Origin of the sequence: Salegentibacter chungangensis (genome assembly GCF_042678405.1) — a bacterium.
Lineage (GTDB): Bacteria > Bacteroidota > Bacteroidia > Flavobacteriales > Flavobacteriaceae > Salegentibacter_A > Salegentibacter_A chungangensis.
Genome location: NZ_JBHTLI010000001.1, coordinates 1,121,320 through 1,147,408, shown reverse-complemented (window position 1 = coordinate 1,147,408; position 26,089 = coordinate 1,121,320). Strand labels below are relative to the sequence as shown.

The following is a 26,089-nucleotide window of genomic DNA, read 5'->3' as shown; positions in this document are numbered from 1 at the left end:
CAGGTGACCAATGATGCTCCCGCAACTTTTCCATTAGGAAGCACAACGGTAACCTGGACGGTAACCGACGATTCCAACAATACCGCAACCGCAACACAAACCGTAACTGTTACTGACAATGAAGACCCAACTATCACCGCTCCTTCAAATGTTAGCGTAAACAGTGATAATGGAGCTTGTAGCGCTTCTGGAGTGACCCTCGGTAATCCAACAACAAATGATAATTGTGGGATTCAGCAGGTGACCAATGATGCTCCCGCAACTTTTCCATTAGGAAGCACAACGGTAACCTGGACGGTAACCGACGATTCCAACAATACCGCAACCGCAACACAAACCGTAACTGTTACTGACAATGAAGACCCAGCTATCACCGCGCCTTCAAATGTTAGCGTAAACAGTGATAATGGAGCTTGTAGCGCTTCTGGAGTGACCCTCGGCAATCCAACAACAAATGATAATTGCGGGGTTAAGCAGGTGACCAATGATGCTCCCGCAACTTTTCCATTAGGAAGCACAACGGTAACCTGGACAGTAACCGACGATTCCAACAATACCGCAACCGCAACACAAACCGTAACTGTTACTGACAATGAAAAACCAATAATTTTAGCAGATTCAGATATTACGGTAAATAATGATGCAGGGGCTTGTGGGGCAATGGTTACTATAAATCCGGCAACGGCCAGTGACAATTGTCAGGTGGGAACACCATCAGGAGTTCGTAGTGACGGAAAGGCTTTGAATGCAGAATACCCTGTAGGATTAACAACCGTAATTACCTGGACCGTTACCGACGCTAATGGCAATGCTGCAGAACCTGTAGAGCAAAACGTTACTGTATTGGACAATGAAGCCCCTGTTGTGCCGAATATTGAGAATGTACTTTGGGGTTGTGAAAAGACCATTTCAAAACCTGTAGCTACAGATAACTGTATTGGTGATATTACCGGAACAACTTCAGATCCCCTAACCTATTCCAGTGAGGGAACATATCAGATAACCTGGAGTTTTGATGATGGAAACGGAAATATTTCTACAGCCCAGCAAACAGTAACCATAGATCCCGTTCAAGCAGAAGCCCAGACCACAGATATATTATGTAATGGAGCGGCAACCGGAGAGATCAGCATTACAGCATCAGGAGGGGCACCCCCCTATACATATGAATGGCAGGGATCTACTGAAACCGGGAATTCCAGAAGCGGATTAACTGCAGGAACTTATACAGTTACAGTTAAGGATGCCAATAACTGCGCTACAGATTTAGATATTATTCTTACAGAACCTGAGCCTTTAATAATGACCGCTCCTGAAGTTGAACCTGTAAGTTGTTTTGGTAATGCTGATGGATCTGTTAGTGCAGGTACAGTTTCAGGTGGAGTTGGCACTTATAAGTACAAAATCACCGGCAGGAATTATCAAGCTTCTACAGATTTCTCCAATCTTGCCCCGGGTGATTACGTATTTACCGTTCAGGACGAAAATAATTGTACATATGAGACAGGTTTCACTATAGACGAGCCAACTGAGCTCTCTATGACAGCTCCCTCATCAACTAACGTCACCTGCTTTGGCGGTAGTGACGGAACGATAACGGCTGGTACAGTTACAGGTGGAAATGGAGATTACCTGTATTCTATTAATAACATCGATTTCTCTCCAGCAACTACTTTTGAAGGTCTTTCTGCAGGGTCTCACACCATTTTTGTTCAGGATTCCAAAGGATGTGCCCTGCAAAAAATCGTGAATATTTCTGAACCGGATAAGTTAAATGCGGATATTATTAAGACAAATGTGAGCTGCTTTGATGGTAATGACGGGAAATTAAGCATCTCCAATCCTTCCGGAGGTTCCGGCAGTTATCAGTTCAGCCTTGACCAAACAACCTGGTATAATTCATCTGAAGAAATAACAGGCTTAACGGCAGGAAGCTACACCCTCTACATCAAAGATGCTGTAAACACCAATTGTATAGTGATCTTAGAAGAAAATTTCGAGATCACGCAACCCAGCGCACCCCTGGAAGTTGAAATAAGCACCACCAGAACCACTTCGTATGGAAGCGCTTCAGGTACAGCAACTGCAAACCCTACCGGCGGGACTCCGGGATACACCTATGAATGGAGAAAAGCCGGCGAAACCGAAGTCTTCGCTGCAACAAAGACAGCCACCAATCTTTTAGCGGGAGATTATGAAGTTACCGTGACCGATAATAACGGCTGCACCTTCACCGATACCTTTACAATTATAGACGCCATTGAAGCATTTATTGCTTCCAGAAGTGTATGTGAGGATGAAGGAGATCAAAATGCCATTAGAACTTCCTATTTTGAAGTAAAAGACTTAACCGCTGTAGGAGGAGTTGCTCCTTATACATATGAATGGGATTTTGGCAGTGGTGCCACAGATCCAGTTCGTAGCGGAACGGGTGAACATAGAGTATATTACGGTTCTACAGGAAACAAAACTGTAACTCTAACAATAACTGATGATACTGGTGAAACCTTTAAAGTAACCCAACAAAATTATGTAGGTAACTGTTACGAGCCCTGTGGTAAATCTGAAAATTTTGTTTTTAACCCGGATAATATTTATATAGGAAATGCCAACGGAGATCCGTTAAGTATTACAGATCAGGTTCTATGTGATAACTCGGTTGCAAAGTATATATACATCTCTATTGATAAGAGTGCAAATGCATATAACCCGTATATTGAGTTAATCTATAAAATTTCCAACACCAACACCCCCGGAGACACCAAAGTCTCTTATGCAGGAGGTTGTAGGTCTGGTGATGACATAAATGATGATCCTAACGACAGTAAAGAAAATAAAATTGGAGGCTTCATAAGACTTACATTAGATCCTATTGATTTTGAATGTGGTGATAATTTGGATGTGGAGAATTTTTATGTTACCTGGACAAATGTGGAGCATAAAAAATGCGGGCAGAACAACAATGCCTTCTGTTATTCACAGGATGAGCCAGTAATCTTACCCACACCATTATCGGCAGTAGCCACACCCACCCATATTTTATGTAAAGGAGACAGCACCGGAAGTATCTCGGTTAGTGTTTCAGGAGGTTATGCTCCATATAGCTTCAATTTAACCGGTGAAGGAGATCCGTACGACAATTCTAATAAGTTCAATAACTTAAAGGCTGGGGAGCATACGGTATATGTCAGGGATTCCAGAGGAAATACCACCTCTGTTACTACAACAATAGAGGAACCCTCTACCAATATCATTGCCAGTACCACTGTAGAAAATCCAGAATGTTTTGGTAGCTTAGGAGAAGCAAGTGTAACAGCAGAGGGAGGAACACCTTTCGAGGATGGAACATATGAATATTTATGGAATGATCCTTCCCAACAAACTACTGCAACCGCATCAGGTCTCGCGGCAGGTGAATATACCGTTACCGTGATCGACGCCAATGGTTGCCAGACCTTAAAAACAGTCACCGTAACCGAACCGGAGGAACTTACCTTAGCCCAAACCGGAGAAAATCAAAGTTTTGGTTGTGGGGTTACCTCTACAACTTTAACCGGAAACACGCCAGATTTAGGGAAAGGCACCTGGGAAATCACTTCCGGAACCGATGGTATTATTGACGAACCCAACAATCCAACCTCTGCATTCACAGGGAATGCCGGACAAACATATGTTCTAACCTGGACCATTGCTAATGAAGATGGCACCTGCCCCTCAAGTGAAAATCTCGAAATTAGCTTTAACTCAGCATGCAGCTTCCTGGATTTTGATGGGATAGATGATTATGTTGACTTTGGAGATAATTATGGCCTGGATGGCGGCTCATTTTCCCTAGAAGCCTGGGTTAAACTTAAATCTTTAACCGGAGTTAAAACAGTACTTTCAAAACGTAACACGAATAACCTTGTAGCAGGAGGCTTCGACCTTATTGTAAATAGCGGAGCGCCAACCTTCAGATGGGGAAGCAACTCGGTCTCAACTTCGTCAAAAATTAATACTGACAGATGGTATCATCTTGCAGTGATCTATGAGAGTTCTAAAATTCAGCTATATGTAGATGGGCTTTTGGTAGGAAGCAGTTCTGCCACCAACCCTTCAATTATTGCTAGTCCCTTCCTCATAGGTGCCATGTATAATTCGGAAACACCTGAGAAGCCAAAAAATCATTTTCACGGGTGGATTGAAGAAGTTAGGATCTGGGATAAAGCCTTATCAGAAGAGCAGCTTAGATTTATGATGAACCAACGTCTTGAAACTAACGGAGGGGCCGCAAAAGGAACAGTTTTACCTCTGAATGTACCGGGAGACCTTTCCTGGAACAGATTAAGAGGATATTACCGGCTTATGGCAAATGAAACCGTGAACGGGTATACTTTAGATTTATCAACCGTTAAAACCAACAAAATTGATGGTAAACTGAGGAATATTGAAACCTCTCAGGAAAACACTGCCCCGCTTCCATACTTCTCTGTCAATGATTCTCCCTGGGGAACTGATAATACCTGGGCCAAACCAAATGTGTGGGATCCACCCAACAGTAACGGCATTAACGGAAAGCCTATTAACTGGAATATAGCTAGGATCTCAAACAATATCAGCTCCGGGAGCAGAGACATCCACTTACTTGGGCTTATCTCCGAAAGTGGTCTTTTAACAATGGCCACCGAGGGCGAAACCAAAAATGAGAATAATTCTGGCCAGGGACTTACCATCACTCATTATTTAAAACTGAATGGGAATATTGACTTGGTAGGTGAATCTCAATTAGTACAAACCGAAGGAAGTATTCTGGATGAGAGTAGCTCCGGATATTTAGAAAGAGATCAGCAGGGAACGGAAAACAGCTTTAATTACAATTACTGGACCTCTCCTGTAAGCCCTCAGGGAAGTTCAAACAATTCGGGCTACACCATTGCCGGCATCCTTAAAGATGGTACTTCTTCTTCCTCACCCAGACCTATATCATTTGGCTATCCATTTTATTATGCCGATGGAAGTTACAGTGGCGATAAACATATAAGCACGTACTGGCTCTATACTTTTCACGGAACCGCTGACACCTATGGAGAATGGCATTATATTGGAGCTTCTAAACATTTAGATGCAGGGGAAGGCTTTACCATGAAAGGCACTTCGGGCAGCGCTTCCATTTCAAGCAGGCAGAATTATGTCTTTAAAGGGAAACCTAATAATGGAATCATCAAACTAAGTATCTCGAATAACGAAAACCGTCTTGTAGGCAACCCCTACCCTTCTGCCTTAGATGCCGAACAATTTATCAGGGATAATCTTAAGGACGTTGAAGGTGGAACTAACAGTCAAAATGTTTTCAATGGAGCGATTTATTTGTGGGACCACTTTGGTCAGGAAAATAGCCACGTACTTAGAGAGTATGTTGGAGGATATGCCACCTACAACCTTTCCGGCGGTGTGCCTGCAGCTTCAACAGACGCCCGAATCAATGCCAACGGAAGCAAAGGCTCTAAAGTTCCAAGAAGGTATATCCCGGTTGCACAGGGCTTCTTTGTAAACACTTTGTTGGACGAATCAGTTTCCGGAAATTACAATATCAGCGGAGGAGACATTATTTTTAATAACGGGCAGCGCGCCTTTGTAAGAGAGCAGTCAGGAAGCTCCCAATTCTTAACTCAGGCCAAAACATCCCTCACTAATGATCAAAGAACTTCTTTTGCTCAGGACACAAGATACAAGATAAGACTGGCTTTTCATTCCCCAGCAGGCTACCATAGACAAATATTGGTTACCGCAGATAGTAAAACAACCAACGGTTTTGACCTGGGTTATGATGCTCCCCTGATCGATGATAATAAAGAGGACATGTACTGGCTGATAAATAATTCAGAGTTTGTGATCCAGGCCGTTCCCAACTTCAATTTAGATCAAAAATTGCCTCTTGGAATAAAAATAAGCGAAGAAGGTAAATTTGAAATCGAAATTGATGAACTGGAAAATCTCCCAGATCATATGGATATTTATCTGAAGGACAATAGCGACACTACATATTACAACCTTAGAAAGAAAGCTTATAAAACTGATATTACCCCGGGTACTTTTAATGACAGATATGAACTGGTTTTCACCAAACAAATTAAGGAGGTACAGGAATTACCCCGGGAAATAGAATTTAATATTCGCTACTCGAGAAAGGATATGGAGTTCATACTTGGAAATCCAAACCTCCTAGCCGTAGATAAGGTTATGATATATAATCTCAACGGTCAAACGGTGGATAGCTTTAAAGAACAACCCGTTGAGAAGTTCATCTCCCTGAAAAGAGAAAAACAATTAAGCGCCGGTGTTTATATCGTAAAAGTATTCAGCGGAACCCAATGGTTCTCGAAAAAGGTGATTATTGGTAAATAAGCTTAGCCTTTATATTTCATTGGTAAATGAACTACTTTTTTGGTCTCAAAAAAGTCCTCTTCAAAATAATCGGAAAGCTCATAGACTCTCGCAGTTTGATAGTCTCTGAGCTCTTCGGTTAAATCTCCTCCTTTTAGATAAAGTATACCGTTCTTTAATTCGTGCCTGCTCTTTTTGGCAATCTTACCTTTTGTCCAATGCACAAATGTCGGCATTGCAGCTACGGCCCGGCTTACAATAAAATCATAATGCCCGCTAACCTCTTCTACCCTGCCGTTTGTGGTTTTCACATTTTGCAGCTGCAGTCCTTCCACAACCTCATTCACCACCTTTATCTTTTTACCAATAGAATCAACTAAATGAAAATTTGTTTTCGGGAAAAGTATGGCTAACGGAATTCCCGGAAAACCTCCACCGGTTCCTACATCAAGAATTTCCGCCTCAGGCAAGAATGGCTGGATTTTGGCTATTCCCAGCGAATGCAGTACGTGCCTAAGGTATATTTCATCTATATCTTTTCGGGAAACCACATTTATCTTGAGGTTCCAGTCTTTATAAAGCGTTTCCAGTTGCTTAAATTTTTCAATCTGCCAAGGGGTCAGTTCAGGGAAGTATTTCTTAATTAATTCCAAATCATTAAAATTTTAGTGCAAAAGTACATAATTTAAAAAGGTAAATTTTATGCTTTTAATTCCTTCAAACTATTTAATATTATAACTTTGAGGTTTCAATGTAAAAAAATGCAAAACAATCAACATTCTATAAGATTTTCGCGAACCGATTCGGCTAAATTCTTCAGAACTCTAAATAAGAGAGTTAACACTTATTTCAAAGAAAACAACCTTAAAAAAACAGGAAACTGGAAGCTCCATCTAAAGGCAATTGTGATGTTCACCATGTTTCTTACTCCTTACTTTTTAATTCTTACTCTCAACATTTCACAATGGTGGATGCTTCTGCTTACTATTATAATGGGTGCAGGTATGGCTGGAGTTGGGATGAATATTATGCACGATGGGAATCACGGTTCTTATTCCTCAAAAAAATGGGTGAATAAATTTATGGGGGGCACTATCTATATTCTAGCCGGGAATGTTTACAACTGGCAGGTCCAGCATAATGTTCTGCACCATACCTATACTAATATCCCTGGCCACGATGAAGATCTGGATGCCGGAAGAGTAATCAGATTTTCAAAAGAATCAAAATGGAGAAGATTCCATAAGTTTCAGCACTATTATTCCATTTTCCTTTATGGCCTGCTAACTTTCAACTGGGCACTTACCACCGATTTTAAGCAGACAAAAAGGTACCTGACAAGGAAATTATCCTACGGAAAACTACCTACTCCCTTAACACAGTGGAGCATTATTGCCATCACAAAACTTATATATGTTTCTGTCTGGATCGTAATACCAATGCTGATTTTATCAATTTCCTGGTGGAAGATACTCATAGGGTTCTTTATCATGCACTATACTGCCGGGCTTATCCTGAGTATCATTTTTCAGCTCGCTCACGTTGTAAAGCAAACCGATATGCCTTTGCCTGATGATACCGGATCTATGAAGAATACCTGGGCAATACACCAGTTATTTACAACCGTTAATTTTTCAACTAAAAACAAGATCATTAACTGGTTCACCGGGGGGCTAAATCACCAGGTAGAGCATCATATTTTTCCGAATATAAGTCATATCCATTATTCAAAGATCTCAGAAATAGTAAAGCAGACGGCAAAAGAATGCAATCTGCCTTATAACGAATATAAAACCACACGCGCAGCAATAATCGCCCATTTCAAATATTTAAAAGAAATGGGGGCGAAACCTGCAATTTCAACTTAATTATAATTTTAACCGATCAAGAAGATGCAAGAACAATTATCAAACAGGATTAACAATCTCGCGACTTCCCAGACTCTGGCTATGGCAGCCAAAGCGCGTGAACTAAGAGCCGAAGGGAAAGACATTATAGGACTAAGCCTTGGAGAGCCGGATTTCAACACCCCGGACTTCATTAAAGAGGCAGCTATACAGGCCATTAACGATAATTATAACTCCTATACGCCGGTAGACGGATATGTTGAACTGAAGGACGCGATCATCAATAAATTCCAACGAGATAATAACCTAATTTACGATCGTACGCAGATTGTAGTTTCTACAGGGGCTAAACAATCTTTAGCCAATGTCGCTATGGTATTGCTAAACCCCGGAGACGAAGTTCTTCTCCCCTGCCCTTATTGGGTAAGCTATGCTGAAATCGTTAAGCTTGCTGAAGGAGTTCCGGTAGAAGTTCCTACAAGTGTAGAAACCGACTTCAAAATAACCCCGGAACAACTCGAGGCCGCCATCACTCCAAAAACAAAAATGATCTGGTACAGTTCTCCTTGCAATCCTAGCGGAATGGTATACAGCAAAGAAGAATTAAGAGCTTTGGCCGATGTTTTGGCAAAACACCCTGATATTATTGTTGTTAGTGATGAAATATATGAGCACATCAACTTTGTAGGAGGGCACGCTTCAATGGCTCAGTTTGAAGATATGTATGACCGCGTGGTTACGGTAAATGGAGTTTCCAAGGCTTTCGCTATGACCGGATGGAGAATTGGATATATTGGTGCTCCTTCCTGGATTGCACGCGCCTGCAATAAAATGCAGGGTCAGATCACCAGTGGTGCCAACTGTATTGCACAAAGAGCCGTGATCACTGCACTTGAAGCGCCGGTATCTAAAATCAGTTATATGGTAGACACCTTCAAAAAACGAAGAAAGCTTATAATTGATCTTTTAAATGATATCGAAGGCTTTGTAACAACTGAACCGGAAGGTGCTTTTTATGTATTCCCGAACGTTTCTCATTTCTTCGGAAAAACTCTGAAAGGACATAAAATTGAGAACGCTACAGATTTTTCAATGTTTTTGCTTGAAGAAGCACTTGTTGCGACGGTAACCGGAGATGCTTTCGGTAATCCTGATTGTATTAGAATTTCGTACGCGGCAAGCGAAGAACAGATTGAAGAAGCTCTTAAACGAATTAAAAAGGCTCTGACTTAATTAGCTTAGAACTCATAAACAAAAAAAGCCCGGGAAATTTCCGGGCTTTTTTGTTTTATTCCTATCTGTTTCTCCAGAAAAAAGGAGTAAATAATATTAAAACGGTGAAAAGTTCAAGCCTTCCAATGAGCATTAAAAACGAACACCACCATTTTCCGAAAGGCGGCAACATATCAAAATTATTCACAGGGCTAAGACCTCCAAAAGCAGGCCCAATATTACCCAGAGAAGAAGCTGCACCTCCTATTGATGTTTCAAAATCGAGCCCCAAAGAAGCCAGCCCTACAGACCCTATAATAAAGGCCAGCATATAAAGGATAAAGAATCCAAGAATATTGAAAACGATCTCCTTGCTAATAGATTTTTTATTAAAGCGAACCGGTAGTATGGCATTAGGATGAAGGGTTCTTTTAAACTCCGTCAACCCGTTCCTTATCATAATAATATGCCTCATCACCTTCACACCACCCGCGGTAGACCCCGCCGATCCTCCAAGAAAGAACATCCCAAAAAAGAAAATAGTTAAGAAAGGCGTCCACATAGTATAATCTGCAGAAACAAAACCGGTTGTGGTGATCACAGCCAGAACCTGGAAGAGCGAATGTCTGAAAGCGCTTTCCCATTCCCCCCAAACCATTGGATGATCTATGGAAGAGATACTTACATCTGCTCCAAAATAGACGATCACTGCGGAAATCAATGTAAAAGAAGCTATAAAGATAAAATACCACTTAAACTCATCGTCGTGTAAGACCCGCTGAATCCGCCCTTTGAAACTAAAATAGCTCAAAACGAAGTTACTCCCTGCCAAGAACATAAAAACGATAATAATGTATTGTATTGCAGGATTATCGTTCCAGAAGGCGATACTCGCATTCTTTGTTGAAAACCCTCCGGTAGATAAGGTACTAAAGGCGTGATTAATAGCGTCAAAGAAATTCATCCCAGCCACATAAAGCAAAATGGTTTCAGCAAGGGTATAGCTCACATAAATAAGCCATAATCTTTTGGCCGTATCGGTAATTCTGGGCTTCAGTTTATCTGCACTGGGTCCCGGAGATTCTGCGGCAAACAGCTGCATTCCTCCAATTCCCAAAAGCGGAAGAATGGCTATAGCAAGCACAATAATTCCCATTCCTCCAATCCAGTGCGTAAGACTTCTCCAGAACAAAATTCCCTTCGGAATAGATTCTATATCATTTAAGATTGAAGCCCCGGTAGTCGTATAACCGGACATTGTTTCAAAAAAGGCATTTGTAAAACTCGGAATAGATTCGCTTATCACATAAGGCAGCGTTCCACTTAAAGCCATAAATATCCAGCCAAAGGTCACTATGATATATCCCTCTCTCTTTTTCACCTCTTTCCTGTGCCCACGAGTAGAGAACATAAGGAAAACCCCAATAAATAAAGTTATAAGAGCTGCCGTAGAAATTTCAAGGGTCACTCCGTCCTGATAAAACCAGCTTACCAAAACTGAAAGCAACATAAACCCTCCATTGCAAAGCAATAGCAGCCCCATCACATGAAATATGATCTGATAGTTAAGCTTTGGCATTACAAGAAGAGTTTTTCTACCTTTTTAATAGAACGAGGTAAACAACAAACCACCACCCTGTCTCCGGCTTTAACCAGGAACTCTCCTAAAGCTATAATTCCTTCTCCGTGCCTGATAACGCCCCCGATAATTGCCGACCTGGGAAAATCGATATCCTTTATTTTCTTATTGCTTACCTGAGACTTGGGTTTAACAATAAATTCAAGAAGTTCGGCATTCATATTATTCAGTTTGGTCATTGCAACCACTTCTCCCTTTCTCACATATCTGAATATATTGTTAGCCGCCAGAAGTTTTTTATTAATAAGTGTATCTATCCCAATAGAATGGCTTAACTGAAAATAATCCATATTTTCTACGAGGGAAATGGTTTTCTTTACACTTTTAGACTTGGCAACAAGGCAAGACATTATGTTGGTCTCCGAATTTCCCGTAACCGCAATAAAAGCATCCATATCATGGATATTCTCTTCTTCCAGGAGTTCCACATTTCGGCCGTCACCATTAATGATTAGAGTGTTCAGTAACTCATCGGCAAGATCATAAGCTTTTTCTTTATTACTTTCAACCAACTTAACATTAAAGTTATTCTTTGCAAGATCGATCGCTGTCTTACGTCCAATCTTACTTCCGCCAAGAATCATAATATTTTTTATATCCTGCTTAACTTTTCCGGTAAGTTTATATAATTCTTCAACTCCGCTTTTTAAAGTGATAAAATAAACCTGGTCTCCCTCTTTGAACTGGGTATCACCACGGGGAATCAAAGTGTACTGGGTTCCAAAACGCTGGATGGCAATTGGCACAAAATTTAGTTCAGGAAAAATGCGGGCAGCTTCTTTAACCGTCTTCCCCACAAAATGGGCAGTTCTTGACAGATTAAGACCTATCATAGTCAACGCGCCATCTTCAAACTCATAACTGTCATTAAAAGCAGACTGATTCAACAGCAACCCAATTTCCCTGGCTGCCAGGGCCTCAGGAGAAATCAGTTCATCTATACCAAACTGCACAAAACCAATTTCCTCTTTATTTTCAAGAAATTCAGTATTAGAAATCCGGGCGATAGTTCTTTTGGCCCCTAATTGTTTTGCGAGGACACAAACAGTAATATTTGTTGCTTCGCTGGAAGTAACACTTATTACCATATCCACATTTTTCACCTGGGCTTCCTTTAAAATCGCAATAGAAGTACCATCACCTTTTATGGTGCGAATATCCAAATGTGTATCTGCATACAACAGGTTATCCCGATTGGTGTCTATTAAGGTAATATCCTGAGATTCAAAGGAAAGCAATTTAGCCAAATGAAAGCCTACTTCACCAGCTCCGGCGATAATTATCTTCATATAACAGCTTGAAATTGAAACGAAAAAACAAAGGTAAGTTATTTTCCATAAACCAAAAACCGGCCTGACTTCGGAACAAAAAAGAAATGTTTATTACTCAATTATTTCTTATCGCTTATCTTTGGCCAAAATTATTTTCAATGTCTGAAAAAGTTACTCCATATAAAGATTCTAAGCTCAACAAAAAGAAGCAAGTAGAGCAAATGTTTGATAAGATTTCGGGCAATTATGACGGGTTGAACCGTATTATCTCGTTTGGAACAGATGTTAAGTGGAGAAAAAAGGTTATTGCAATGGTTAAGACTAATAACCCAAAAAGTGCCTTAGATATTGCGACAGGAACAGGAGACCTTGCCATTAGTCTTGCCAATACCGGAGCAAAGGAGATTGTTGGCTTAGATATTTCTGAAGGAATGCTTTCTGTTGGACGAAAAAAGATAAAGGCAAAAGGACTTGAAGATAAAATTAAAATGGTTCAGGCCGATTCTGAAGCACTCCCATTTGATGAAAATTCATTTGACGCTATTACCGTAGCCTTTGGTGTAAGGAACTTTGAAACTCTTGAAAAAGGCCTGTCCGAAATTTACAGAGTATTAAAACCCGGCGGTATTTTTATAGTTCTGGAAACTTCTGTACCTTCCAAGACTCCCTACAAACAAGGATATAAACTTTACACTAATTTTTTAATGCCTTTAATTGGAAGGATTTTTTCTAAAGATCGTGATGCTTACGAATACTTAAGTAAAAGCGCCGCGGTTTTCCCATACGGAAAAGCCTTCAACAATATTTTACAAAAAATCGGGTTTACTAATGTGAAAGACCTCCCACAAACTTTTGGGGTTGCAACAATTTATTCTGCTTCAAAGTAAAAATATGAGAAGATTTATTGCCATTATATTCTTTCTTGGCTTTTTCCAGTTAGGACACGCCCAATTATTTTCAGGGGAAGCCATTCTTAATAATGAAAATTTTGACAGACAACGCTGGTCCTGGGGATACTTTTTAGGCTTCAACACCTACGATTTTAATTTCGACTATAAAGAATACAACCAAAATGCCATAGGAGGAAAAGATCTTGTTGTAGAGAAAGGCATTGGGTTTAATGTTGGGCTTATCGGAAACCTAAAAATCAACAACAATCTTGACCTTAGACTTGAACCAGGGGTGAGCTTTAATACGAGAGGCTTCCAGGTCACCAAGGCCGACCCTGATACCTACAGAGAGGTAAATGCTACCTATGTTCACATTCCCTTACTCCTGAAATTTTCGGCAGATCGTTACAATAACTTCAAACCCTTTATTGTTGGAGGACTATCAACTTCAATAAACCTTTCCAGTAACGAAAACAATCCCGATGATAATTATGCAGGGCAATTCAGAATGACAACCCACTCTTATTATTATGAAGTAGGAGTTGGAGTAGACCTTTACCTGTATTATTTCAAGTTCTCCCCATCAATAAGAGGTGTCTTTGCCCTGAATGATGAACTGATCAGAGACGAAAACCCTAACAGCATCTACACAGGTAATGTAAAGAAAATGTCTTCAAGAGGGATTTTCCTCAATTTTACTTTCCAATAGATGATCGCCTGAATTCGCTCAGCAATATTGCGGTTGCTGTAGCTACATTTAAGCTTTCCGTTTCCTGAGTTTCGCCAAATTGAGGGATTGTGACTCTGTTACTCACAAGTGCCTGAATTTCACCCGAAATTCCGTTAGCCTCATTTCCCATTACCAACACTCCCTCTTCAGGCAGGCTTTGCTGATATACATTTTTGGAATCCATAAATGCACCATACACCGGAAGACCAGCTTCTATCCTTTCTTCAACAAATTTTTTAAGATCAGTATAAGAAACAAGCACCCGGGCTATGGACCCCATAGTTGCCTGGATAACTTTCGGATTATAACAATCTACGGTATCATTAGAACAAATCAACTGTTTTACTCCAAACCAGTCACACAACCTAATAATGGTACCAAGATTTCCGGGATCTCTAACTCCATCCAAAGCTACTACTAGGCCTTCGCTTTTGATAGTACTTATGACTGGAATCTCAAAAACAGCTAAAACAATCTGCGGTGTTTTCAAAAAGCTGAGCTTTTTCAGATCTTCTTCTTTTACGAAATGAGTTTTATCTGCTGGCCCATCAAAATCAGTGTCGGTAGTAAACAAGTATTTTAGTGCAAATCCTGAAGAAATAAGCTCCTTCACCACCTTTTTCCCTTCAGCTACAAAAAGTTTATTCTTTTGACGGAACTTTTTTTGGGACAGACTCTTTATTAACTTAATTTGGCTTTTACTAACCATGCAAAAAATGTATTTTTGGACTCTTAAGACCTACTATTTGAAAAGGCTTTTCGCAAAAATATCATTTATTTTATTAACCCTGCTTCTGTTTATTTCCTGTGATGCTGTTAAGAGAGTTGAAGACGATGAACGCCTGCTTACCGACAACACCATTCTCCTTAACGGCGAAAAAATAAAAAAGTCAAAAATATACAACCAGCTTTACCAGGAGCCAAATGCCAGGTTGCTGGGTTTCCCACTTCAACTTCATTTTTACAATTTAGCACGTCCTGATATAGACTCCATTTTAATTTCCAAGTACCTCGAAAACGAAAAAAAACGGAAGAATTTAAGCGGAATCCTATCAAGAAAACAGCTGGACAGGTATATCCACTCCCGAAAAGAATTTAACGAATGGATAAAACGTACAGGGGAAGCACCGGTAATTATTGATGAAGAGGAGACCAAAAAATCTGTAAACAGATTAACTTCCTGGTACTGGAACAATGGATGGTTCAATGTAGAAACTGATTACGAAATTAAACCCAGCGGAAGAAAAAGAGCTAAGGTAGAATACAGTGTCACTACTCACCAGCCGTATGAAATAGATTCCATAAACAAGGATATTGAATCAGTAGTAATCGATTCCTTATATGATGCACATCAGGCCAAGGCAAAGATCAAATCAGGCGAACAGTACAGAACCCTGGATTTTAATGCGGAAAGGGACAGGCTTACACAATTATTTAGAGACAGAGGGGTTTATTATTTCGATCAGGAATACATTACCTTTAATGCTGACACTATAAATACAGATCATAAAGTAAACACTACTGTGATCATTAAAAACCGAAAGGTTTCTGAAGGAGATTCTACTTCCAGAGTTCCTTTCAAGATACACGATATCAGTAAGGTGAATATTTTCACTGATTACTCTTACGCAAACCGGAATCAACCATTAACAGACAGCGCAAATTTTGAAGGGTATACGCTGTACAGCTTCGAGGAAATGGAATATAAACCAGAAGCACTTACCGATGCAGTCTTTATAAAACCGGGAACAACATTTTCTGATACTGACAGAAGAAGGACGTATAACAGACTTAATTCACTGCGCGTATTCAAATACCCGAACATTTCCTATACCCCAGACCCACGAGACAGCACCAGAACGGACCTTATTGCAAATATTTTTCTAACTCCCCAGCCAAAATACTCCCTGGGTTTCGATTTTGATGTTTCTCAAAGCAACATCCAGAAATTTGGAATTGGTTTTGGAGGCTCACTCCTTATTAGAAATGTTTTCAGGGGGGCTGAAAATCTTGAGATCTCCGGTCGTGGAAGTATAGGTTCTTCTACAGATGCCGCGGCAAGCAGTGACAAGGATCGATTCTTCGATATTTCGGAAATTGGAGCCGATCTTAAATTGACTTTTCCAAGGATATTCTTCCCTTTTAAAACCGAAAAGTTCATTCCCAAATATATGTCGCCCTTTACTTCTATGAGTATTGGAGTAAGCACCCAGCACAATATAGGACTCGACAAACAAAACCTTTCAGGGATATTAAATTACCGCTGGACGCCTTCAAGACAACTCTCAAACAAGCTGGACCTTCTTAACATTCAATATGTACGAAACCTAAATGTGGGTAACTATTTTAATGTTTACAGAAACTCATATAACGATCTGAATCAAACCGCTCAATCACCCAATGTGGTAACCAGCCCGACTTATCTTGATGAAGATGGTGATCTTATCATTCCAAAAGGCGCGGAGAACTTTATCAGGGATGTTTATAATGACACCGGCACCACCACAGGCCTGAATTCCACGCAAAGACAAAGTGTAATCAATATCAGGGAGCGTAAAAACAGACTAACCGAAAACAACCTCATCTTCGCCTCTAATTACACGTATTTATGGAACACCAAGGAGAACCTGTACGATGAGGAGTTTTCAAGATTCAGGTTTAAGATAGAAACAGCTGGAAATGCCCTTTCTGCCCTGTCAAAAATTATAAGCTTTGATAAAAATGAAAACGGAAATTACGAGGTTTTAGGGGTAGCCTATTCTCAGTATGCGAAAACCGAGATCGACTTCATAAAGCACTGGGATCTTGGCCACGACAATATTTTTGCATTAAGAACTTTTGGGGGTATCGCTATACCCTACGGAAATGCGAACAGCATACCGTTTGCGCGAAGTTTTTTTGCCGGAGGCCCCAACGACAACCGTGCCTGGCAAGCCTATGACCTTGGCCCTGGAAGCAGCGGTGGCCGTAACGAGTTTAATGAAGCAAATATGAAGCTTGCCTTAAACCTGGAATACCGTTACAACCTGTTTAGTGATCTGAACAGCGCATTCTTTATTGACGTTGGTAATATCTGGAATGTACTGGATATTGTGGATGACCCGGCTTCAACATTCACCTCCTTTTCAGACCTCAAAGATATCGCTGTTGGTTCCGGTTTTGGACTGCGTTATGATTTTAACTTTTTCGTTTTAAGGTTTGACATAGGCTTCAAAACTTACGACCCTGCCCGTGATGAAGGCAGCCGATGGTTTAAAGATTACAACTTTAACCACGCTGTATACAACGTAGGGATCAATTATCCTTTCTAAGCCAACTTATTTTCTTATTTTTGTAAGCCTAATTCAACTTAATTTATGAGTCATAATATCAAAGCAGGCGTAGCCACAGGAAAAGAAGTTCAAGAAATATTCAATTATGCCAAAGAGAAGGGCTTTGCTCTTCCGGCGGTAAACGTGATTAGTTCCAGCAGTATGAACGCTGTTATGGAAACTGCAGCAGAATTAAACTCACCGGTTATTATTCAATTTTCTAACGGAGGAGCACAATTCAACGCAGGAAAAGGACTTTCAAATGAAAATGAAAAAGCGGCCATTGCAGGAGGAGTTGCAGGAGCTAAGCATATTCACGAACTCGCTAAGGTTTATGGAGTACCGGTAATTATGCACACTGACCACTGTGCAAAAAAATTACTTCCCTGGATTGATGGTTTGCTTGACGCCAGTGAAAAGCATTTTAAAGAATTCGGAAAACCACTATACAGCTCACATATGATCGATCTTTCTGAAGAGCCGATCGAAGAAAACATCGAGACTTGTAAGAAGTATCTTGAAAGGATGAGCAAAATGGGTATGACTCTGGAAATAGAATTAGGAGTTACAGGAGGTGAAGAAGATGGTGTTGACAATACCGATGTTGATGCATCAAAATTATACACCCAGCCTGAAGAAGTTGCTTATGCTTATGAAGAGCTTAGCAAAGTGAGCGATCAATTCACTATTGCTGCTGCTTTTGGTAACGTTCACGGTGTATACAAACCAGGAAATGTTAAACTTACTCCGAAGATCCTTAAGGATTCTCAGGAATATATCACCAAAAAATACGGAGTTGAAGAAAACCATATCGACTTTGTATTCCACGGCGGAAGTGGTTCTACCTTAGAAGAAATTCGCGAAGCTATTGGATACGGAGTTATCAAAATGAATATCGATACCGACCTTCAGTATGCATACCTTGAAGGCGTTCGCGATTATATGGGAAGCAAAAAAGATTATCTTGCAACCCAGATAGGCAATCCTGAAGGTGAAGATTCTCCAAACAAGAAGTATTACGATCCGCGTAAATGGCTTCGTGAAGGAGAGCTTACTTTTAAAGCCCGCTTAAAAAAAGCATTTGAGGACTTAAATAACGTAAATACATTATAGGAATATCTAAAAAACAGCTGAAGTCTGACTTCGGCTGTTTTTATTTTATCAAGAACAGGTTCAGAAAAAGAGCTATTCAATAAATTTGAACACTGGAACCCGAAATTCGAAACTAAATGGCTTGGTTTAAAAGAACACAAAAAGGAATTCAGACTCCCACCGAAGAGAAGAAAGATGTACCAAAAGGATTATGGTACAAATCTCCAACAGGGAAGATCGTAGATGCAGAACAACTGGAGAGCAATTTTTATGTAAGCCCGGAAGATGGTTACCACGTAAGAATTGGAAGTAAAGAATATTTTCATATTCTGTTTGATGACGATAAGTTCAAGGAACTGGATAAGGATATTACTTCTAAAGACCCTCTTAACTTTTCAGACACCAAAAAATATACCGAGCGTCTTAAAGCTGCCCAAGACAAAACGGGTTTAAAGGATGCCGTGCGTACTGCTGTCGGAAAATCAAAAGGAAAAGACCTGGTTATTGCCTGTATGGATTTCAGATTTATTGGGGGGTCTATGGGATCTGTCGTAGGAGAGAAAATCGCTCGTGCTGCAGATTATTCTTTGAAGAACAATATTCCTTTAATGATAATTTCAAAGTCCGGCGGAGCAAGAATGATGGAAGCAGCGTTATCTTTAATGCAGCTTGCAAAAACTTCAGTAAAATTAGCACAGCTGGCTGAAGCAAGAATTCCATACATCTCACTTTGTACCGACCCAACTACCGGAGGCACCACTGCTTCTTTCGCGATGTTAGGAGACATAAACATCTCTGAACCGGGAGCACTTATAGGTTTTGCCGGCCCAAGGGTTGTAAAGGACACTACCGGAAAGGACCTGCCTAAAGATTTTCAAACTGCCGAATTTTTAATGGAGCACGGTTTTCTTGATTTTATCACAAAACGCTCAGAGCTTAAAAACAAGGTGAACCTGTATTTGGATCTCATTCAAAATCAGCCGGTAAGAGCATAAAAGACCAAAATAAAAGTTATAGAATTAAGTAGGTTTTATAACATAATGTATTATATTTGCCGCCTGACAGAAAAGCTGTCAATACATAAAAATCATTAAAATTAATATTGGAATGTATTTAACTAAAGAGAAAAAAGAGGAGATCTTCGAAAAGCACGGAAAAGGTAAGAATGATACCGGTTCGACTGAAGGTCAAATCGCGTTGTTTACTTACAGAATTTCACACCTTTCTGATCACCTGAAAACTAATCGTAAAGATTATAACTCAGAGCGTTCATTAGTAAGGCTAGTAGGAAAAAGAAGAAGTCTTCTTGACTACCTGATGAAGAAGGATATTATGAGGTATCGTGCCATCGTAAAAGAATTAGGATTAAGAAAATAACTTTCAGGGGGCTTTTTGCCCCCTTTTTTTATATATTACAGCAGCACAATAAGTGCTCAAATTAGATTAAAATTGTCACCCTTAAACAAAAAAGGGTAGTTTTTCATTGGTCTGTCACAACTACACACAACAACACAACCCGGCCGTCCGGTTAGGCGGAGACCATTGTTTAACAAGGACCTGTATGCTCAGGTTTTATTCAAAAAAGTATTATGATCCCACAAACATTTAAAGAGGTCATCGATCTTGGAGACGGAAGAGAGATCTCCATCGAGACCGGAAAATTAGCAAAACAAGCCCACGGTTCGGTTGTTGTGCAAATGGGAAATGCCATGTTGCTTTGTACGGTTGTATCTTCTTACACCCCAACAACTATGGATTTCTTTCCATTAACTCTGGATTATCGTGAAAAATTTGCCGCTGCCGGACGTTATCCGGGCGGATATTTTAAAAGGGAAGCAAGGCCAAGTACCGAAGAAATTCTGGTAATGCGCCTTGTAGACCGTGTTCTTAGACCGCTCTTCCCGAAAGACTATAAATTTGAAACTCAGGTGATGATCCAGCTGATGTCTCACGACGATGAAGTGATGCCCGATGCTCTTGCAGGACTGGCAGCCTCAGCTGCTATCCAGCTTTCTGACATTCCTTTTGAAACTCCAATTTCTGAGGCAAGAGTAGCGAGAGTTGATGGTGAATTCGTTATCAATCCAAGCAGAACAGAATTAGCTAATGCCGATATGGACCTTATGGTTGGTGCATCTGCAGATTCTGTAATGATGGTTGAAGGTGAAATGGATGAGTGTTCTGAAGAAGAGATGGCAGAAGCTATCAAATTCGCCCACGAAGCCATTAAAGTTCAGTGTGCAGCCCAGGTTAAACTGGCTGAAGCATTTGGCAAGAAACCCACCCGTGACTACGAAACTGAAAGAACCGATGAGGATATTCAGAAGAAAGTTCACGAAGCAACTTACCAAAAAGCTTATGACATCGCTAAAGGCGGAACAAGCAAAAAAGAAAGAACAGAGGCAGTTGCTGAATTAAAGGAAGAAGTTAAAGCTTTATTCACTGAAGAAGAGCTTGAAGAAAACGGAAGCCTTGTTTCAAAGTATTTTGCTGAAGCTCATAAAAATGCAGTAAGAGACCTTACTCTTAATGAAGGTATTCGTCTTGACGGCCGTAAAACAACAGACATCAGACCAATCTGGTGCGAAGTGGATTACCTGCCTTCTACCCACGGATCCTCGATCTTTACCAGAGGGGAAACTCAGGCACTGGCTACGGTAACTCTTGGTACCTCAAGAGAAGCAAACCAGGTAGACCTGCCAACTTACCAGGGAGAAGAGACTTTCTACCTGCACTATAACTTCCCTCCTTTTTCAACAGGAGAAGCATACCCTATCAGAGGAACATCCAGACGTGAAATAGGTCACGGGAACCTTGCGCAACGTGCATTAAAAGGAATGATCCCTGATAACTGCCCATACACTGTACGTGTGGTATCTGAAGTATTGGAATCTAACGGTTCATCTTCTATGGCTACCGTATGTGCCGGAACTATGGCATTAATGGATGCCGGTATTCAGCTTAAAAAGCCGGTTTCCGGAATCGCAATGGGACTTATCTCTGACGGTGAGAACTATGCGGTACTATCTGACATCCTTGGAGATGAAGATCACCTTGGAGATATGGACTTTAAAGTAACCGGTACAGAAGACGGTATTACTGCCTGCCAGATGGATATCAAGATCAAAGGACTTTCTTACGAGATTTTAGTGAACGCACTGAAACAAGCTCGTGAAGGACGCCTTCACATCCTTGGTAAACTTACCGAAACAATTCCTGCGCCTAATGAAAATGTTAAGGCACACGCTCCTAAGATCATCACCAAAACAATTCCTGGGGAATTTATTGGAGCATTGATCGGACCTGGAGGAAAAGTGATTCAGGAACTTCAAAAAGAGACCAAAACAGAGATCGTAATCAATGAAGATCCTGTAACCGAAGAGGGAATCGTTGAAATTCTTGGTACCAACCAGGAAGGAATCGACAAGGTTCTTGCGAAAATAGATGCCATAACCTTCAAACCTGAAAAGGGAAGTGTTTATGAGGTGAAAGTGATAAAAGTACTTGATTTTGGAGCTGTGGTAGAATATCTGGACGCTCCAGGAAACGAAGTACTGCTTCATATCTCTGAACTTGCCTGGGATCGTACAGACAATGTTACCGATGTGGTAAACGTTGGAGATGTACTGGATGTAAAATACTTTGGTGTAGATCCAAAAACGCGTAAAGAAAAGGTTTCAAGAAAAGCCTTGTTGCCAAGACCTGAACGAAAGGACAACCGCGGTGGTGACGATAACAGAAGTCGTGACAACCGAGGTTCCAGAGACAATCGCGGACGCGATAACAGAGGTCGTGATGACCGCCGTGAAAACAGAAAGCCAAGAGAAGACAGAGATTAATCTTCTTTAAGCAATAATTAGTAAAAAGCCCCGATGATGATCATCGGGGCTTTTTTATATAATAAATACAAATATTCTGTAAGGGCTGTAATTAAGCCTGCCTTTTAGCGACAATTTTAATACAAACCTTGAAAATAGGGTGTAATCTCTATTAAACAGATAGCTGAAAACCCGCATTTTCAAAAACATTTTTTTGCGTTAGGGATTGCAGCGAAGAGCCCGAAGTGACCGGAAGGAGCGAGGACTTGAAGCGTAAAGCCCGGCCCGAAGGGAAACGCCCGAGAAAAAATAAAATAACTTTTTTGTAACATTTCGAGCGGTATTTACGTATAAACTAATACAAGAGCTATTCACAATAAAAATCCAAGGAGAAGATAGATGAGACAACTTAAGATTACGAAGCAGGTAACGAACCGTGAAACTGCTTCGCTGGATAAGTATTTGCAAGAAATTGGTAAGGTTGATCTGATTACTGCCGATGAAGAGGTAGAATTGGCTCAACGTATAAAAGCGGGTGATAACCGGGCTTTGGAGAAACTGACCAAAGCGAATTTACGTTTTGTGGTTTCTGTAGCAAAACAATATCAAAACCAGGGCTTAACACTACCCGATTTAATTAACGAAGGTAACCTGGGATTAATTAAGGCTGCGAAACGTTTCGATGAAACGCGTGGTTTTAAGTTTATATCTTATGCCGTATGGTGGATCAGGCAATCTATCCTTCAGGCTCTGGCAGAACAGTCCCGTATTGTTCGTTTGCCATTGAACAAGATTGGTTCTATTAACAAGATCAACAAAACTTTTGCTTTCTTAGAGCAATCTCACGAACGTCCGCCAAGTGCGGAAGAGATCGCGAAGGAGCTTGATATGACCATTAATGACGTTAAGGAATCTATGAAGAATTCCGGCCGTCACGTCTCTATGGATGCTCCGCTGGTAGAAGGGGAAGACTCCAACCTTTACGATGTATTGCGTTCCGGAGAATCGCCCAACCCTGATAAGGAGTTACTACACGAATCCCTACGAACTGAGATCGAACGTGCTCTTGAAACCCTGACTCCTCGTGAGGCAGATGTAATTCGTCTTTATTTTGGCCTTGGAGACCAACATCCGATGACCTTGGAAGAAATTGGCGAGACTTTTGACCTAACAAGAGAAAGAGTAAGACAAATTAAAGAAAAAGCCATTAGAAGGCTTAAACATACTTCAAGAAGTAAGATCCTTAAGACTTACCTTGGATAAGATATTTAAGATGACAACAGTTTAAAATAGTGAGAACTATATAACATAACTGTTCGTTTTTTGATTGATGAATGACCCCGGAGTGATGACCGGGGTTTTTTCTTTCCGGGCTTTAAAGACTTTCATTCCAGGTATCTTCTATATTTTGCTACATCTGGCTAAATAAGTTTTAGAATTCCTATTTTTGTGAACCAAAACAACACAACAATTATGGCTAATAAAATTATCGCCCCTTCTATTCTGGCGGCAGATTTCGGCAATCTCCAGAGAGATGTGGAAATGGTTAACAAAAGTGAAGCTGAATGGTTCCACATAGATATTATGGATGGCGTTTTTGTGCCGAATATATCTTACGGAATGCCTGTGCTAAAGGCAATCACCAAACACGCCAAAAAGACCATCGATGTTCATTTGATGATCGTTGATCCCGACCGATACATTAAAGAGTTTGCCAGGCTTGGGGCCAATAACCTTACCGTGCACTATGAGGCCTGCACACATCTTCACCGCACGCTCCAGGCTATTAAAGCTGAAGGAATGAAAGCCGGTGTCGCTATAAATCCGCATACAAATGTAGATTTACTGAAAGATGTGATAAAGGATATCGACTTAGTATGTGTAATGAGCGTTAATCCAGGTTTTGGCGGACAAAGTTTCATTGAGAACACTTACAATAAAGTGCAGCGTTTAAAGGAGATTATCCTTACCAATAACGCCCCTACCCTTATTGAGGTTGATGGCGGCGTGACCGATAAAAATGCGGCACAACTGGTTAAAGCCGGAGCAGACGTTCTTGTAGCCGGGAGCTTTGTATTTAAAGCCGAGGACCAATTGAAAACCATAAAAGAACTAAAGCAGCTTGCAAACACCTGATAAGACCTACGACATAATAATTATTGGCGGTGGCCCCATTGGAATAGCCTGTGCCCTGGAAGCAGAAAAAAAGGACCTCTCATACCTGATTATCGAGAAGGGCTGCCTGGTAAATTCACTTTACCACTACCCTACCAATATGACCTTCTTTTCGACCTCAGAAAAACTGGAGCTTGACGGAATTCCGTTTATCAGCAACAACCCAAAACCAAGAAAAGCTGAGGCCCTGGAGTATTATCGGAGAATAGCTACTTCGAATGAGATTAACATCAATCTATTCGAAAAGGTAACCGCAGTAAAATCTGAAAATGAGGATTTACACGAAGTAGTTACCGATAAATCTACCTACCAAGCTAAGAATGTGATTGTTGCCACAGGGTTTTATGACATTCCTAATTACCTGAACATCCCGGGAGAAGAACTACCAAAGGTTGCTCATTATTATAACGATCCGCATTATTATGCCACCCAGAAAACTGTAGTGGTTGGAGCAAGCAACTCTGCAGTAGATGCTGCACTGGAGATATTCAGAAAAGGTGGGGACGTAACGATGATAGTTCGAAAACCAGAAATTGGGGAGCGAGTGAAGTATTGGGTGAGACCTGATATTGACAACCGAATAAAAGAGGGAAGCATCAAGGCTATATTCAATGCGCGCTTAACTGAAATAAAAGAAAAGGAAGTAATAGTAGAAACTTCTGAAGGGAAACAGGCCCTGGAAAATGATTTTGTTTTATTGCTAACCGGGTATCGTCCAAACTTTGAATTCCTGAAAAAAATGGGCATTAAGTTATCTGAGGACGGTAAAAAAATCCCACAGTATGATGAGAATACTATGGAAACCAATGTGCCTGGTATCTATCTCGCCGGAGTAATTTGCGGAGGTGTGGAAACCCACAAATGGTTCATAGAGAACTCCAGAGTTCACGCCGAGGTTATCGCAAAAGACATTGCATCAAAGCGCTGATCAGTTGTATTAAAGGAATAAAAAAGCGGTCTTCTTGTGTTTTGGGGACCGCTTTTTCGTTGGGGCAAAAAAAGAAGTTTAATTTATAAGCACCACGTCTCCAGAGCTTATAAGTTCATTCCTGTTCAAAAGCTTTCCGTAGAATTTAAGGTCACAGTCATCATTCCTGAAAGACTGATCTAACCAGTTGGCCGCTTTATCTACAGGAAACGAATAGGTTTTGATCTCCGGATAAGGAGCATCTGATTCCTGATCTTCAATTCCAATCTCGATCTGTTTCTTAGCTTTATTGTAGTAAACGAATTTCGCCAGAAAATTATGTTTAATCAAATCGATAAAATCCTGCGGTAATTCCTGGCAGTTTACGCATTCCTCTACGTATTGTTTTACAAGGACCTGTAAAGACCTTTTTATTTCCTGGGTATTTAAATAAGACGACATGGTTAATAAGATATTAGTTAGTGAGGCTAAAAATAGAGGGATTATAAGTTTTGAAAAATTATTTAAACAAGGTTTAACGTGAAGCTTTAAAGAAATGCAAATAAGAAAACTATAGAGTTCCGACACATTAACCGTTAAATAAGGCCTGAGAACCAGAAACAAGTATCCGGCAGACTTAAAATTAACTTTATTTTAATAAAGTAAGAGCTTGAATAAAAATTTCTTAATCTAATATATCTTGAGAGGAATTATTTATAACATAACCGGAAAATAAAATAAGATTATAAATTTCCAGTTGGATTTTAAGAATTAAAAAAGGCTGTCCGGCGAAACCAGACAGCCCTCATTTTTGGTTGGTTAAAATTACGACCT

At 40.4% G+C, this 26,089-nt stretch carries 18 protein-coding genes; 13 read left to right on the top strand and 5 right to left on the bottom strand.

Annotation, left to right across the window (positions count from 1 at the left end; translation table 11 throughout):
* A partial coding sequence (locus ACFQ3Q_RS05095) for a LamG-like jellyroll fold domain-containing protein (RefSeq protein WP_380743578.1) occupies nucleotides 1-6,384 on the top strand: 6,384 nt, incomplete at its 5' end.
* 2 nt (nucleotides 6,385-6,386) lie between these two features.
* On the opposite strand, the gene rsmG is transcribed toward ACFQ3Q_RS05095, so the two are convergent.
* Nucleotides 6,387-7,016, bottom strand: a complete 630-nt coding sequence (rsmG, locus tag ACFQ3Q_RS05090) for a 16S rRNA (guanine(527)-N(7))-methyltransferase RsmG (protein ID WP_380743576.1) — start codon at nucleotides 7,014-7,016, stop codon at nucleotides 6,387-6,389.
* A gap of 108 nt (nucleotides 7,017-7,124) precedes the next feature.
* On the opposite strand from rsmG, the gene ACFQ3Q_RS05085 reads away from it, so the two are divergent.
* Together ACFQ3Q_RS05085 and ACFQ3Q_RS05080 are read left to right on the top strand one after the other, a co-directional pair.
* Nucleotides 7,125-8,231 (top strand): fatty acid desaturase family protein, encoded by a 1,107-nt coding sequence (locus tag ACFQ3Q_RS05085; RefSeq protein WP_380743574.1) that lies wholly within the window; start codon nucleotides 7,125-7,127, stop codon nucleotides 8,229-8,231.
* 24 nt (nucleotides 8,232-8,255) lie between these two features.
* Nucleotides 8,256-9,443 (top strand): pyridoxal phosphate-dependent aminotransferase, encoded by a 1,188-nt coding sequence (locus tag ACFQ3Q_RS05080; RefSeq protein WP_380743572.1) that lies wholly within the window; start codon nucleotides 8,256-8,258, stop codon nucleotides 9,441-9,443.
* Nucleotides 9,444-9,504: 61 nt separating this feature from the next.
* Here ACFQ3Q_RS05080 and ACFQ3Q_RS05075 read toward each other — a convergent pair whose 3' ends face one another.
* Complete coding sequence (locus tag ACFQ3Q_RS05075) at nucleotides 9,505-11,001, bottom strand: TrkH family potassium uptake protein (protein WP_380743570.1); 1,497 nt, start codon at nucleotides 10,999-11,001, stop codon at nucleotides 9,505-9,507.
* On the bottom strand, nucleotides 11,001-12,350 hold the full coding sequence (trkA, locus tag ACFQ3Q_RS05070) for a Trk system potassium transporter TrkA (protein WP_380743568.1): 1,350 nt from the start codon (nucleotides 12,348-12,350) through the stop codon (nucleotides 11,001-11,003). Before trkA ends, ACFQ3Q_RS05075 begins: the two co-directional genes overlap by 1 nt.
* A 140-nt stretch (nucleotides 12,351-12,490) precedes the next feature.
* Between trkA and ubiE the strand changes: the two genes are divergently transcribed.
* The gene (gene ubiE / locus ACFQ3Q_RS05065; protein WP_380743566.1) at nucleotides 12,491-13,219 is read left to right on the top strand and encodes a bifunctional demethylmenaquinone methyltransferase/2-methoxy-6-polyprenyl-1,4-benzoquinol methylase UbiE; all 729 of its coding nucleotides are present in this window, start codon (nucleotides 12,491-12,493) and stop codon (nucleotides 13,217-13,219) included.
* A 4-nt stretch (nucleotides 13,220-13,223) separates the two neighbouring features.
* The gene (gene porT / locus ACFQ3Q_RS05060) at nucleotides 13,224-13,931 is read left to right on the top strand and encodes a type IX secretion/gliding motility protein PorT/SprT (RefSeq protein WP_380743564.1); all 708 of its coding nucleotides are present in this window, start codon (nucleotides 13,224-13,226) and stop codon (nucleotides 13,929-13,931) included.
* On the opposite strand, the gene ACFQ3Q_RS05055 is transcribed toward porT, so the two are convergent.
* Nucleotides 13,918-14,661, bottom strand: coding sequence for a TrmH family RNA methyltransferase (locus ACFQ3Q_RS05055; RefSeq protein WP_380743562.1), 744 nt, complete (start codon nucleotides 14,659-14,661; stop codon nucleotides 13,918-13,920). The two genes, porT and ACFQ3Q_RS05055, sit on opposite strands and share 14 nt — an antisense overlap.
* Before the next feature lie 7 nt (nucleotides 14,662-14,668).
* On the opposite strand from ACFQ3Q_RS05055, the gene tamL reads away from it, so the two are divergent.
* The 8 genes from tamL to ACFQ3Q_RS05015 all read left to right on the top strand — a co-directional run bounded on the left by tamL (nucleotide 14,669) and on the right by ACFQ3Q_RS05015 (nucleotide 25,276).
* Complete coding sequence (tamL, locus tag ACFQ3Q_RS05050; RefSeq protein WP_380743560.1) at nucleotides 14,669-17,263, top strand: translocation and assembly module lipoprotein TamL; 2,595 nt, start codon at nucleotides 14,669-14,671, stop codon at nucleotides 17,261-17,263.
* Nucleotides 17,264-17,308: 45 nt separating this feature from the next.
* Complete coding sequence (fbaA, locus tag ACFQ3Q_RS05045; RefSeq protein WP_380743558.1) at nucleotides 17,309-18,376, top strand: class II fructose-bisphosphate aldolase; 1,068 nt, start codon at nucleotides 17,309-17,311, stop codon at nucleotides 18,374-18,376.
* Nucleotides 18,377-18,492: 116 nt separating this feature from the next.
* Nucleotides 18,493-19,350, top strand: a complete 858-nt coding sequence (gene accD / locus ACFQ3Q_RS05040) for an acetyl-CoA carboxylase, carboxyltransferase subunit beta (RefSeq protein ID WP_380743556.1) — start codon at nucleotides 18,493-18,495, stop codon at nucleotides 19,348-19,350.
* A 112-nt stretch (nucleotides 19,351-19,462) separates the two neighbouring features.
* The gene (rpsO, locus tag ACFQ3Q_RS05035) at nucleotides 19,463-19,732 is read left to right on the top strand and encodes a 30S ribosomal protein S15 (protein WP_380743554.1); all 270 of its coding nucleotides are present in this window, start codon (nucleotides 19,463-19,465) and stop codon (nucleotides 19,730-19,732) included.
* A 212-nt stretch (nucleotides 19,733-19,944) separates the two neighbouring features.
* Nucleotides 19,945-22,194 carry a polyribonucleotide nucleotidyltransferase gene (locus ACFQ3Q_RS05030; RefSeq protein ID WP_380743552.1) on the top strand — a complete coding sequence of 750 codons (2,250 nt, stop codon included), beginning with the start codon at nucleotides 19,945-19,947 and terminating at the stop codon, nucleotides 22,192-22,194.
* 378 nt (nucleotides 22,195-22,572) lie between these two features.
* Entirely contained in the window at nucleotides 22,573-23,436 is an 864-nt protein-coding gene (locus ACFQ3Q_RS05025; RefSeq protein WP_072552879.1) for a sigma-70 family RNA polymerase sigma factor, read from the top strand.
* A 210-nt stretch (nucleotides 23,437-23,646) separates the two neighbouring features.
* Nucleotides 23,647-24,309, top strand: a complete 663-nt coding sequence (gene rpe / locus ACFQ3Q_RS05020; RefSeq protein ID WP_380743549.1) for a ribulose-phosphate 3-epimerase — start codon at nucleotides 23,647-23,649, stop codon at nucleotides 24,307-24,309.
* On the top strand, nucleotides 24,296-25,276 hold the full coding sequence (locus ACFQ3Q_RS05015; protein ID WP_380743547.1) for a YpdA family putative bacillithiol disulfide reductase: 981 nt from the start codon (nucleotides 24,296-24,298) through the stop codon (nucleotides 25,274-25,276). The genes rpe and ACFQ3Q_RS05015 overlap by 14 nt, the downstream gene beginning before the upstream one ends.
* Before the next feature lie 78 nt (nucleotides 25,277-25,354).
* Here the strand turns inward: ACFQ3Q_RS05015 and ACFQ3Q_RS05010 are convergent, their stop codons facing one another.
* Nucleotides 25,355-25,717: a hypothetical protein gene (locus ACFQ3Q_RS05010; protein ID WP_380743545.1), complete on the bottom strand. Its 363-nt coding sequence runs from the start codon at nucleotides 25,715-25,717 to the stop codon at nucleotides 25,355-25,357.
* Between the last annotated feature and the right edge of the window lie 372 nt (nucleotides 25,718-26,089).